7 protein-coding genes and 1 riboswitch are annotated in these 13,223 nt (G+C 58.2%); of the genes, 2 read left to right on the forward strand and 5 right to left on the reverse strand.

Annotation, left to right across the window (positions count from 1 at the left end):
• Window positions 1-154: 154 nt before the first annotated feature.
• The 5 genes from SOR61_RS02615 to SOR61_RS02630 all read right to left on the reverse strand — a co-directional run bounded on the left by SOR61_RS02615 (window position 155) and on the right by SOR61_RS02630 (window position 11,402).
• A complete protein-coding gene (locus tag SOR61_RS02615; RefSeq protein ID WP_320611140.1) occupies window positions 155-1,537 on the reverse strand; it encodes a sodium:alanine symporter family protein in 1,383 nt (460 codons plus the stop codon).
• A gap of 92 nt (window positions 1,538-1,629) precedes the next feature.
• Window positions 1,630-1,723: riboswitch (glycine riboswitch) on the reverse strand.
• Window positions 1,724-1,983: 260 nt separating this feature from the next.
• Window positions 1,984-4,362 (reverse strand): phosphoketolase family protein, encoded by a 2,379-nt coding sequence (locus tag SOR61_RS02620; protein ID WP_320611186.1) that lies wholly within the window; start codon window positions 4,360-4,362, stop codon window positions 1,984-1,986.
• Window positions 4,363-4,593: 231 nt separating this feature from the next.
• Window positions 4,594-5,904: a 2-hydroxyglutaryl-CoA dehydratase gene (locus tag SOR61_RS10220; RefSeq protein WP_407066497.1), complete on the reverse strand. Its 1,311-nt coding sequence runs from the start codon at window positions 5,902-5,904 to the stop codon at window positions 4,594-4,596.
• 3 nt (window positions 5,905-5,907) lie between these two features.
• Window positions 5,908-8,850, reverse strand: a complete 2,943-nt coding sequence (locus tag SOR61_RS02625; RefSeq protein WP_407066498.1) for an acyl-CoA dehydratase activase-related protein — start codon at window positions 8,848-8,850, stop codon at window positions 5,908-5,910.
• A gap of 113 nt (window positions 8,851-8,963) precedes the next feature.
• Window positions 8,964-11,402 carry an ATP-dependent Clp protease ATP-binding subunit gene (locus SOR61_RS02630; RefSeq protein WP_320611141.1) on the reverse strand — a complete coding sequence of 813 codons (2,439 nt, stop codon included), beginning with the start codon at window positions 11,400-11,402 and terminating at the stop codon, window positions 8,964-8,966.
• A gap of 325 nt (window positions 11,403-11,727) precedes the next feature.
• Between SOR61_RS02630 and SOR61_RS02635 the strand changes: the two genes are divergently transcribed.
• A complete protein-coding gene (locus SOR61_RS02635) occupies window positions 11,728-11,916 on the forward strand; it encodes a 4Fe-4S binding protein (protein ID WP_320611142.1) in 189 nt (62 codons plus the stop codon).
• A 235-nt stretch (window positions 11,917-12,151) separates the two neighbouring features.
• Window positions 12,152-13,201, forward strand: a complete 1,050-nt coding sequence (locus SOR61_RS02640; RefSeq protein WP_320611143.1) for a D-alanine--D-alanine ligase — start codon at window positions 12,152-12,154, stop codon at window positions 13,199-13,201.
• The last annotated feature ends 22 nt before the right edge of the window (window positions 13,202-13,223 follow it).

The raw sequence follows: 13,223 nt of genomic DNA on the forward strand, positions 1-13,223 counted from the left end.
AGAAGAGGAGCAGTTCGCCATGGCGATCCCGGGCTGACGCTCATGGAAAAAGTGGAGAATGGGGGCCGCATTTTTTGAAAAAAGCGCCCGGCTGTTCTGGAAGGGGCCAGAACAGCCGGGCGTTTTTGCGAAGAGAAGTCCCAAAGGATATATGTTATGCCTTGGGGTGAGAACGGCCTTTTGCTGCGGCGATGACAAGGGGAGCCAGGGCCAGCAGGGCCAGAGCGTTGGGGATAACCATCAGCTGGTTAAAGAGGTCGGACAGCTGCCACACGAAGTCGTTGGAGAGGCAGGAGCCCAGGAAGATCATGATCACAGCGATGACGGAGTAGACGGCGGTTGCCTTTTTACCAAAGAGATAGGCAACGTTGACTTTGCCGAAGAAGTTCCAGCTGAGGATGGTGGAGAAGGCAAAGAAGAGCAGGCAGACTGCCACGAAGATGCTGCCGATCCCGTTGCCAAACACGCTGGAGAAAGCCAGCTGGGCCATGTTGGTCTGGCTGATGCCATCGGCTGCGCCGGAGGCCAGAGGACCGTTGCCTGCGTACAGGGTGGAGATGACCACCAGGGCGGTCATGGTGAGGACCAGGAAGGTGTCGATGAACACACCCACCATAGCGACCACACCCTGGTCATGGGGCTTGGCTACCTTAGCCATGGCGTGGGCGTGAGGGGTGGAACCCATACCGGCCTCGTTGGAGAAGAGGCCCCGCTTTACGCCCTGGCTGATGGCAGTTTTCAGAGCATATCCGATCCCGCCGCCGATGATAGCGTTGGGGAAGAAGGCGTACTTAAAGATCATACCGAAGGTCTCGGGCAGGTAGGGCAGACGCATGAGGAGCAGGACCAGGCCGCCCAGAAGGTAAAGCACTGCCATGATGGGAACCAGCTTTTCCGTGACCGAAGCCACTCTCTGCACACCGCCCAGGAAGACGAAGGCAGAGGCAATAGCGACCACGATGCCGATGGTCCAGGCGGGGATCCCGAAGGCGTTGCTGCAGGTCTCTCCGATGGAGTTGGACTGCACCATGCAGCCGATGAAGCCCAGAGCCAGAGTGATGGCGATGGCGAAGAAGCCAGCCAGGAAGGAGCCGAACTTGTTGTTGAAGGCTCTCTTGATGTAGTAAACGGGGCCGCCGTCTACGGAGCCGTCTTCATGGACCACCCGGGTCTCCTGGGCCAGAACGGCCTCGGCATAGATGGTAGCCATGCCGAAGAAAGCGATGATCCACATCCAGAAGATGGCGCCGGGGCCACCCACCAGGATGGCGCTGCAGGAACCGATGATGTTGCCGGTACCCACCTGAGCGGCGATGGCGGTGGTTAAGGCTTGGAAGGAACTCAATCCACCTTTCTGTTTACCGCCGCGCATAGAGAATCCACCGAAGACCCGACGCATACCTTCACCGAAGCAGCGGACCTGAACGAATCGGGTTCGGATCGAGAAGAAGACACCGGTACCCACCAGAAGAATCACAAGGATGTAGTCGGATAGGTAGAAGTTAATGGTTTGCACAATGTTTTGCAGCGTTTCCATGGCATAAGCCCTCCCAATAAAAAAATAAAAAGAGCTGCCGAAAGTGATTCGGCGGCTCTGGAGACGAACAACACAGCCATCGTCGGAAAACGATGGTCTGCTCTGTCCTTTTGCCTGAGAGATTCGGTTCATAAGAACCTTGCACCTTCGGCGCTCAACTGAATGAGATTCTCCAGAGGTCCCTCCACCTTCAGTTTCTCGAGAGATTCTTAAGGCTTCATCGGGCTCTATTCGATTGTGCAGCGCTGTGGAGCACTGCGAGAGATAGGATAGCACGGAGAGAACGAAAAAGCAACCGCATCGGCGGGGGAAAATGAGAATCGTACAAAGTGACAAATTTCCTGCAAAGGTAGAATTTTTGTTGAGGAAAAGAATAAAAGTGGCCCCTCTGTGGATTTTCACAGAGGGGCCGCAGTAAATCAGAAGGAAAAGACGCAAGGTCAGTCTTAAAAAATTCCCTTGCCGTTGTTCCACTTCCAATCCCGGATTTCGGGCAGATCCTGGCCATATTCGGCGATATACTGCTTGTGTTCCACCAGTTTGTCCTCCAGCTGCTGGATGAGGAAGGCACCTCTGGTGCCCAGCTTTTCGGGCAGGAGGTTGATGATATCCTGGGTCAGGTGATACCGGTCCAGATTGTTCAGCACGCGCATATCGAAGGGGGTGGTGATGGTGCCTTCTTCGATATATCCGCGGACGTGAAGATTCTTATTCTTCCGGCGGTAGGTGAGCTCGTGGATCAGGGAGGGATACCCGTGGAAGGTGAAGAGGATGGGCTTGTCCGTGGTGAAGAGCATGTCATACTGCTGGTCAGACAGGCCATGGGGATGCTGGGTGTTGGACTGCAGACGCATCAGGTCCACTACGTTGATGACCCGGATCTTGATGTCGGGGAAGTAGTGGCGCATGATGGTAACGGTAGCCAGGGTCTCCAGGGTGGGCGTATCGCCGCAGCAGGACAGCACGATGTCGGGCTCTGTCCCCTGGTCGTTGGAAGCCCACTGCCAGATGCCGATGCCCTGGGTGCAGTGTTTCACGGCCTGCTCCATGGTCAGCCACTGGGGCCGGGGATGCTTGGAGGTCACCATAACGTTCACATAGTTCCGGCTGGAGATGCAATGGTTGAAACAGGAGAGCAGGCAGTTGGCATCGGGGGGCAGGTAGATGCGCACCACGTCGGCCTTTTTGTTGGTGACATGATCCAGGAAGCCGGGGTCCTGATGGGTAAAGCCATTGTGGTCCTGCTGCCAGACATTGGAGGAGAGGATATAGTTCAGAGAGGCGATATCCTGGCGCCAGGGCAGCTCGTTGCAGGTTTTCAGCCACTTGGCGTGCTGCGCAAACATGGAGTCCACGATACGGATAAAGGCCTCATAGCTGTTGAAGAAGCCGTGGCGGCCGGTGAGCAGGTAGCCTTCCAGCCAGCCTTCGCACATATGCTCTGAGAGCATGGAGTCCATCACGCGGCCGCTGCGGCCCAGGTACTCGTCGTTGGGGCCGGTCTCCAGGTTCCAGACCCGGTTGGTGGCCTCGAACATGGGGGTCAGACGGTTGGATTTGCTCTCGTCGGGGCCGAAGACCCGGAAGTTTTTCGCACTTTCGTTTTCTTTGATCACGTCCCGGACAAAGTCGCCCAGCACCAGCATATCCTGGGCCTCGACGCCGCCGGGGGTGGGGATCTCGATGCCGTAGTCGCGGAAGTCCGGCAGCTTCAGGTCACGCAGAAGCTTGCCGCCGTTGGCATGGGGGTTGGCGCCCATGCGGCGGTCTCCCTTGGGAGCCAGCTCCTGAAGCTCGGGGAGGAGCTTGCCGTCGTCGGTGAAGAGTTCTTCAGGTCGGTAGCTTCTGAGCCACTGCTCCAGCAGGCCCAGGTGTTCCGGACGGGACATGTCAATGGGGACCTGATGGGCGCGGAAGGACCCTTCGGTGATGTTGCCGTCCACTTCCTTGGGGCCGGTCCACCCTTTGGGGGAGCGGAGGATGATCATGGGCCAGACGGGGCGGGAATCATCTCCGGTGGTGCGGGCGTTGGCCTGGATGCGCTTGATCTCCCGAATGGCCCAATCCAGAGCAGAGGCCATCTTCTGGTGCATATCCTTGGGGTCATCTCCCTCTACGAACCGGGGTTCCCAGCCGCAGCCCCGGAAGAAAGATTCTGCTTCGCTGCGGGAAATGCGGGAGAAGATGGTGGGGTTATGGATCTTGAAGCCGTTCAGGTGAAGGATGGGCAGAACAGCGCCGTCCCCCACGGGGTTCAGGAACTTGTTAGAGTGCCAGGCGGTGGCCAGAGGACCGGTTTCGGCTTCGCCGTCACCCACCACACAGGCGGCGATCAGGTCAGGGTTGTCAAAGACAGCGCCAAAGGCGTGGGCCAGGGAGTAGCCCAGCTCGCCGCCCTCATTGATGGAACCGGGGGTTTCCGGGGCCACGTGGCTGGGGATGCCGCCGGGGAAGGAGAACTGCTTAAAGAGCTTTTGCAGGCCCTCCAGGTCCTGGCTGATGTTGGGGTAGACCTCGCTGTAGGTGCCCTCCATATAGGTGTGGGAGACCATGGCGTTGCCGCCGTGGCCGGGACCGGAGAGGTAGATCATATTGAGGTCGTACTTGTTGATCACCCGGTTCAGGTGTGTATAGACGAAGTTTTGACCGGGGACGGTGCCCCAGTGGCCGACGATTTTCTTTTTAATATGCTCGGGCTGAAGGGGCTCCTTCAGCAGAGGATTGTCCAAAAGATACAGCTGGCAGGCAGACAGATAGTTGGACGCACGCCAGTAGGCGTCCAGTTTTTCCAGTTGAGAGGGAGTGAGTGCAGGTTTCCGGGACATCCGGGCCGCGGTCTTAGCGATGGGCTTTGTAAAACCCTTTGGTTTTCTCGGCATTGAAAAACCCTCCTTTTCTTGGTATAAACTTATTATATACCATCTGTCAAAAGAATCAACAGAAACGTTCCTTAAAAATAAAATAAGAAATAAAATCAGAAAGAAATCGCAAGAAAAAAGGCAGAAAGGCAGCAGCTGTTGTCTAACAGCTGCTGCCTTAACAAAGGAATCCTGGGATTATGAAAGCGTATGTGCCTGGGCGGGTTCGGTCTGTCCGGCCTCTTTTTCGGCTGCTGCGATGCGCTTGGCGTTGGCCAGCATCAGCTTGATCCGGTTCTCCTGGTTGATCTTGGTAGCCCCGGGGTCGTAGTCGATGGCGACGATATTGGAGTCGGGGTAGTCGTCCTTCAGGACCCGGATCATGCCTTTGCCCACGATATGGTTGGGGAGGCACCCGAAGGGCTGGGCGCAGACGATGTTGGGGGTGCCGGTGTGGATGAGTTCCAGCATCTCGGCGGTGAGGAGCCAGCCCTCCCCCATTTTACACCCGTCGTTCAGGTAGCCGTGGACCAGTTCGTGAAGCTGGGAGAAGGTCCCCGGCGCCCGGAATCCGGATTTTTTCAAAGCGGCGATCATGTCCAGCTGGCACTTCTCCACGTATCCCATGAAGAACTTGCACAGGGCACGTTTGGCCAGGCTGCCGCCGAACATATCCACGTCGGAGATGCGGTTATAGATCTTGAAGATCAGGAAGTCGGTGAGGCCGGGGACCACAGGCTCTGCCCCTTCGTCCAGCAGGAACTGTTCCAGCTGGTTGTTGCCGAGAGAGGAGAACTTGATGTAGATCTCTCCCACCACGCCTACGCGGACCTTTTCCTCTCCGGCTACAGGGATGGATTTGAAGTCTGTGCAGATCTCGTCCAGGATGCCCCGCATCTGCTTTCGGCTCATGCCCTTGCCCTGGTCAAAGCGGTTGAGCAGTTCGCTGGTCCAGAACTCCACCTTGGCGGCGGTATCGCCTGGGTTGACCTCATAGGGACGGACCTGGTTGGCCACGTTCATGATGAGATCGCCGTACATCATGCCGTAGATCAGCTTTCGGATGAGGGAGACCGACCAGTGGAATCCGGGATTTTTCTCCATGCCGAAGGAGAGGGAGATCACAGGGATATAGTCCAGGCCAGCCTTTTCCAGGGCTTTCCGGAGCATAGGGATGTAGTTGGAGGCCCGGCAGCCGCCCCCGGTCTGGGTGATGAGCAGGGCGACTTTATGGGGGTCATAGCCGCCGTTCTGGATGGCGTCGATCATCTGGCCGATGACCAGCAGGGCGGGGTAGCAGGCGTCGTTGTGTACGTATTTCAGGCCGCTGTCCACCACGGAGCGGCTGTCATTGTTCAGAATGGCTACCTTGTATCCTGTGCGCTCCAGAAGTTTGGCGAAAAAGCCGAAGTGAACGGGGAGCATCTGCGGGATCAGAATGGTGTATTCCTTGCGCATCTCCTGGGTGAAGAGGAGTCGGCCGGTGTTATCATATTCTAATTTTGCCATGGGTCATTGGCCTCCTTCCTTGGTTCTGGCATCCAGGGCGGCGATGAGGCTGCGGATGCGGATCTTCACTGCGCCCAGGTTGGAGATATCGTCGATTTTCAGCTGAGTATACAGGTCTCCGCCCTCTTCCAGGATGGAGCGGAGCTCGTCGGTGGTGATGGCGTCCACGCCGCAGCCGAAGGAGACCAACTGGATGAAGGCCATGTCAGGCTGGGTGCAGACGTACCGGGCGGCGTTGTACATCCGGGCGTGGTAGGTCCACTGGTTCAGGACCTTCCGGGGTTGCTTGTCCATGTGCTGGAACACGGCGTCTTCGGTGATCAGGACGAACCCGAAGGAGGTGATCAGGTCGTTGATGCCGTGGTTGATCTCCGGGTCCATGTGGTAGGGCCGGCCAGCCACCACCAGGATCTTTCGTCCGTTCTCCCGGGCGTAGCGGATGTACTCCTCGCCTTTGTCCTGGACCATCTGCCGGAAGGCATCGTAGGCGGCGTAAGCGTTCCGCACGGCTTTCACGGTTTCCCGCTTGGGAATCCCGAATTCCTGGGCCATGAGGGCAGCGCCCTTTTTCTCAAAGTCTTTGGGGCGGTGGAGGCCCAGGTTGGGGTGGATGTAGTGGATGTTTGCCAGGGCGGGGATGTTGACGCTCAGCAGGTCGGGGTAGTAGGCCACCACAGGACAGTTGTAGTGGTTGTCAGACAGGTGCTCGTCAAAGTTATAGGACATGCAGGGGTAGAAAATGGTGTCGATCCCCTCCTCCAGCAGGGCCATCACATGGCCGTGGAGAAGCTTGGCCGGGTAACAGACGGTGTCCGAGGGGATGGTTCTCTGGCCCTTGATGTAGAGGCTCCGGGTGGATTCCGGAGAGAGGACCACTTCGAAGTTCAGAGAGGTGAAGAAGGAGAACCAGAAGGGAAGGTTTTCGTACATGTTCAGCCCGAAAGGAAGACCGATCTTCCCCCGGGAGCCATCTCCGTCCCCCTTGCCCTGCAAGGAGCGCAGATATTCATATTTGAACTTCAGCAGATCCGGGATATCCACCCGCTCCTGGCCCAGAGGGCGGGAGCAGCGGTTGCCGGAGATGAATCTCCGGCCCCCGTCAAACCGGTTGATGGTCAGGGAGCAATGGTTGGTGCACAGCTTGCAGGTGGCAGGCCGTGCCTCGTGGGTGAAGTGAGAGAGGGCCTCCTGAGAGAGAAGAGCAGAGTGCTCCAGTCCCTGGGCCTTGGCGGCCAGAGCGGCGCCGTATGCCCCCATCATGCCCGAGATGGTGGGGCGGGTGACCTCCCGTCCGATCTCCATCTCGAAGGAGCGGAGGACGGCGTCGTTGAGGAAGGTCCCCCCCTGCACCACGATGTGTTTGCCCAGGTCGTCGGCGTTGGCGGCCCGGATCACCTTGTAGATGGCGTTCTTCACCACCGAGATGGACAGGCCGGCAGAGATATCCTCCACGGAAGCCCCGTCTTTCTGGGCCTGCTTCACGGAGGAGTTCATGAACACGGTGCAGCGGGAGCCAAGGTTCACCGGATGCTGGGCAAAGAGACCCAGCTTGGAGAAGTCGGCAATGGTGTATCCCAGGGCTTTGGCAAAGGTCTCGATGAAGGAACCACAGCCGGAGGAGCAGGCTTCGTTCAGTAGGATGGAGTCCACTGCGCCGTTTCGGATCTTGAAGCACTTCATATCCTGTCCGCCAATGTCGATGATAAAGTCCACATCGGGGGAGAAGTGCCGGGCGGCGTTCAGATGCGCCACAGTTTCCACCAGACCCAGATCACAGGAGAAGGCGTTTTTGATGAGGTCTTCTCCGTACCCGGTGACAGCAGCGCCACAGATGGTGACCCGGTCGCCGCACTGGCGGTAGATCTCCTGGAGCTGGGGCAGCACGATGCTCACGGGGTTACCCTGGTTGGAGTGGTAATAGGAGAAGAGGATGTTTCCCTCCGGGTCAATGAGCACCATCTTGGTGGTGGTGGACCCGGCGTCAATGCCCAGGTAAGCCGGTCCGGTGTAGGCAGACAGATCCAGGGTGGGGACTGTCATGGCGTTGTGCCGGGCGGCGAAGGCGTCGTACTCATCCTGAGAGGTGAAGAGGGGGGGCATGGTATCTACTGGGGCGGCAGTGCTGGCGGCCTTTTCCAGCAGTTCCAACAGATGCTCAAAGGGCTGCGGCGTCTGGTCATTGGTGCAGAGGGCTGCGCCGATGGCGGCGAAGCAGTCGCCGTCCTCGGGGAAGACAGCGTGGGCTTCATCCAGGTTCAGGGTGTCTACGAACCGTTCTCTCAGACCCATGAGGAAGTGGAGAGGACCGCCCAAGAAGACGATCTTTCCGGTGAGTTCCCGGCCCTGGGTCAGACCGGCCACGGTCTGGTCCACCACAGCCTGAAAGATGGAGGCGGCCACGTCTTCTTTCCGGCCGCCCTGGTTCAGGATGGGCTGGATGTCGCTCTTGGCGAATACGCCGCAGCGGGAGGCGATGGGATAGATCTTTTCGTGCTGGAGAGACAAGGCATCCAATTCGTTGACGGAGACGTTCAGCAGGGTGGCCATCTGATCGATGAAGGCGCCGGTCCCTCCGGCGCAGGAGCCGTTCATCCGTTCTTCCAGGGTGTTGCCGAAGAAGATGATCTTTGCGTCCTCGCCCCCCAGCTCAATGACAGCGTCTGTATCGGGGATGAATTCCCGAACTGCGGCAGCGGTGGCGTAAACTTCCTGGACAAAATCCAGGCCCGCAGCTTTGGCAACACCCAAACCTGCGGAACCTGTGATGAGGAGCTGTACAGTTTGACCGCCGAGAAGGCCGCGAAGACCATAGAGGGTTTCGCAGGTGCGTTCCCGGGCTTTGGAGTAATGCCGCTCATAGGAGCGGAAGAGGAGTTTATTCTTTTCATCCAGAACCACGACTTTCACAGTGGTGGAACCGATGTCAATTCCAATACGCAATGCCATGATTTTACCTCACAAGTGGACCATTTCAATCTTTTGACTCCTATTATAACGTAGAGAGTTGGGAAAGACAACAGAAAACTTGGAGAGGAGGAGAGGATAAGATATGGCAAAATTTAACAAATTCGACCTGAGGAGCCGGGAGAGGGCAGCGGCGTGACCATGAGAGCGCCGTTCTCTTCGTCCAGGCAGAGGGTGTCTCCGGGGAGAAGCTTCCCGGCGAGAAGCAGGTCGGCAGCGGGATTTTCCACCTGGTTCCGGATGAGGCGGCGCAGGGGGCGGGCGCCGTATCGGGGGTCCAACCCTTCCTGTGCCAAAAAGCAGATGGCCCGGTCGGTGGGGAGAAAATGGACCTGATTTTCTTCCAGCCTCTGGGAGAATCCAGAGAGGAGTTTCCGGGTGATGGCGGTCATCTCTTCCTTTCCCAGAGGATGGAACACGACGATGTCGTCCAGTCGGTTGAGAAATTCCGGGCGGAACACCTGGCGCAGCTCCCGCTGGAGACCTTCTTTCCGCCGATCGGGTTCCTGCCTCTCCTGGGCAAAGCCCAGGGGTGTGCCACAAGAGAGCCGTTCTCCTCCCACGTTGGAGGTCATGACGATCACGGTGTTGCGGAAATCGGTAGACTTCCCGTGGGCGTCGGTGAGCACGCCGTCCTCCATGATCTGCAGCAGGAGTCCCCAGACGTCCGGGTGGGCTTTTTCCAGTTCGTCAAAGAGAAGGACAGAGTAGGGATGCTGCCGGACGGCATCGGTAAGCTGTCCACCCTCTTCGTGGCCCACATAGCCTGGAGGAGACCCGGTGAGGCGGCTCATGGTGTGCTTTTCTGAAAACTCGGTCATGTCAAAGCGGAGCAGAGCGTCCTCCCGGTGGAAGAGAGCCAGTGCCAGTGCCTTGCAGAGCTCGGTTTTGCCCACGCCAGTGGGGCCCAGGAAGAGAAAGGAACCCACCGGCCGGTGGGGCTCTTTCAGTCCGGCCCGGCCTCTGCGGATGGCGCAGGCGAGGGCGGCCACAGCGGCGTCCTGGCCCTTGACCCGCTGGTGTAATTCCTGCTCCAAGTTCAGGAGCCGTATTTTTTCCGGCTGGGTGAGGCTGGTCAGGGGGATGCCGGTCCACTGGGCAATGACCCCAGCGACATCTTGATCGGTTACTATGGGTTCTTTCCGGTCTGCCTGCCAACGCACTTGCGCCTCTTCCAACTCTCGACGGAAGTCGGATTCGGCGTCGCGGCAGAGGGCGGCCTGCTCGTAGTCCTGCTGGAGGATGGCATCGTCCCGTTCCTGTGCGGCCTGCCGGACCCTGGCTTCCAACTGTTTCAGGGCGTCTGGGGGCTCCATGGCCTGGAGGCGGGTGCGGGATGCCGCTTCATCCAGCAGATCAATGGCTTTGTCAGGAAGGCAGCGGTCGGGAAGATACCGTGCTGAGAGGGTGACGGCGGCTTGCAGGGCCTGGGGAGAAAAGGCGAGGCCGTGGTGGCGGCTGTACCGGGGAAGAAGTGCACGCAGGATCTCCAGGGTGGTTTCCTGGCTGGGTTCCTCCACGCGGACCGGCTGGAACCGCCGCTCCAGCGCGGCGTCCTTTTCTATGAACTTCCGGTATTCTTCGGTGGTGGTGGCGCCGATGAGCTGGAGCTCCCCACGGGCCAGGGCGGGCTTTATGATATTGGCAGCATCAATGGCGCCTTCTGCGCTGCCGGCGCCGATGATGGTGTGCAGTTCGTCCAGGAAAAGGATGATGTTTCCGGCCCGGCTGATCTCTTTCAAAATGTTTTTCATCCGCTCTTCGAATTCACCCCGGTATTTGGTCCCGGCGATGACGGAGGAGAGGTCCAGAGAGAGCAGCCGTTTCCGGCGCAGCTCTTCCGGGACCTGTCCCAGAGCCATCTGCTGGGCCAGACCTTCTGCCACGGCGGTTTTTCCCACACCAGGCTGCCCCAGCAGAACAGGGTTGTTTTTGCTGCGGCGGATCAGGATCTGGACGAGACGACGGAGCTCCTCGTCTCGTCCGGTGACCGGGTCGTAGCCGCCCTGATAGGCGATCTGTACCATATCTTTGGTATGCTGGTCCAGCAGCCGGGTGGAGGGGGAGGCAGGGGGAACATACTCCCCGTCGCCCTTTGCCCGGGGAGAGTAGGAGCCGCTGCTGCCCAGAGCCTGGGCCAGCTGACGGGAGAGCAGGCGGGGAGGCAGTCCGGCGTTGGTGAGAAGCCTGGCGGCGCTGCTGTCGGTTTGCTGGAGAAGGCCCAGAAGGAGATGCCGGCTGCCGACTTTGGTGTGGTGCAGCCGCCGGGCCTCCTTCACGGCCGTCTGGATGCATCGTTCCAGATGGAGGCTGAACGTACAGGGGAAGAGGGGAAGGGCATCCCGGGCGCCGGGGAGCTGACGCTGGACTTTGGATCGGGTGAGACCCAGAGAGAACAGGAGCCGGGCGGCGTTGCTGCAGGGCGCCTGAAGAAGCCCCAGGAGCAGGTGTTCGCTGACTACGTAACTGCATCCTTGTTTTTGCGCGGCGGTGCCGGCGGCGCCCAGACTGGCCTGGGCGTATGGGGTGAACATTACGGTTTGGATGGGGATCCCTCCTTTGCGGAGCTTTTCTTTGGCTTTTGGGTAAAAATGACGGGATTATTTCGGCTTTCGTGGCACTGCGAACAGGGAGCGCCCTCCAAATTTGAGGTAATATTGCCGAAAAGCTCCGGCGGTTTCAATATGTTTTGCATAGAGCACCTACTTTCCTGGTGGAATTTATAGACAAATTCTATAAAAATCATGCCCGAAAACGGTGAAAATAACCTCAAAATTTTTATGATTTTTGAATTGCATTTTTCAAAAGATGTGGTACAATGTTTCCTGCCAAGAAAAATTTATTGGAGGTACCTGAACTATGTATGCTATTAATCCCGAACTGTGCACCTTCTGCAAAAAGTGCATGGAAGAATGTCCCACCGGCGCTATTGTTGAGGGCAAGGACGGCGATAAGGAAGTCTGCGTTGTGACCTCTGAGTGCATCGACTGCGGCGGCTGCGAAGACGCTTGCGAGACCGATCCCAAGGCTCTGGGCTACAAGGACTAATTTTACCCTATAGGGATAAAAAGAGAGACAGACGTACCGAAGAAATTCCGGTGCGTCTGTTTTTTTCATCTTGCCGGGAGATGCGACAGAGAAGAGAAGAAGCAGATCGGGTTTTGGTTGAGATTTTTTCATACATATGCTATACTGCAAAGAATGTACCATGGATTGCAATGAGCGGAGATCTTTCCTCTGAAGAGGGAGAATCCTGCGTTTCCTTTATCAGAAAGGAGAGCCTATGAAGATTGTTGTGTTGGCCGGTGGCCTCAGCCCGGAGAGGAATGTATCCCTTTCCTCCGGAACCATGATCGCCTTTGCGCTGCGGGAGCTGGGACATCAGGCAGCGCTGGTGGATATGTACTTTGGCCTGGAGGACTATGCCGGGCCGGTGGAGGACTATTTTGACCAGCCTCTTACGGAAAAATGGAAGAAGATCGATCCCACCGCCCCGGACCTGGAGGCGATCCAGAACCAGCGGAAATGGAAGAGTGGAAGCAAGTTTGGCCTTGGCGTGCTGGAGCTGTGCCAGAAGGCGGACATTGTGTTTCTGGCTCTGCATGGGGCCTGCGGCGAGGATGGCCGGGTGCAGGCTGCCTTTGACCTTCTGGGGATCCCCTACACCGGGGCGGGCTACCTGGGCTCTGCGCTGGCCATGGATAAGGATCTGACCAAGCGGCTCATTGCAGGCCTTGGGGTCCATACGCCCAAATGGCGGCGGGTGAACTACACGGCCAAGGACGTGGACAGTCTGACCAGCACGACACCGGTGCCCTGCGTGGTAAAGCCGGTGGACAGCGGTTCCTCCATCGGGGTCGCCATTGCCCATACCAAGAAAGAGCTGCACAGTGCCCTGCTGGACGGCCTGCGGTTTGGGGGACGCTGCGTTTTGGAGCAGTATGTCTCCGGCCGGGAGATCCAGGTGGGCATTCTGGGAGACCGTGCCCTGCCGTCCATTGAGATCATTCCCAAGACGGGATTCTATGACTATGCGAACAAGTATCAGCCCGGCGCAGCGGAGGAAGTTTGTCCCTCTCCCATTCCCCAGGAATGGGAAACGGCGCTGGGAGAGGCTGCTTTGAAGGTATACCATGCCCTGGGCCTCACGGTGTATTCCCGGGCGGATTTTATTGTGGATGAAGCGGGAACGGCGTGGTTCCTGGAGATCAACACCCTGCCCGGCATGACCCCCACCAGCCTGGTGCCCCAGGAGGCCGCAGCGGTGGGGATAGACTATAAGAGCCTTTGTCAGGAGATCATTGACCGGTCTCTGGAGGCAAGAAAGGCATAAGAATCGAGGAGAGAAGGAGAGA

The organism is Evtepia sp. (assembly GCF_034090835.1).
In the GTDB taxonomy this organism is placed as follows: Bacteria; Bacillota; Clostridia; order Oscillospirales; family Oscillospiraceae; genus Evtepia.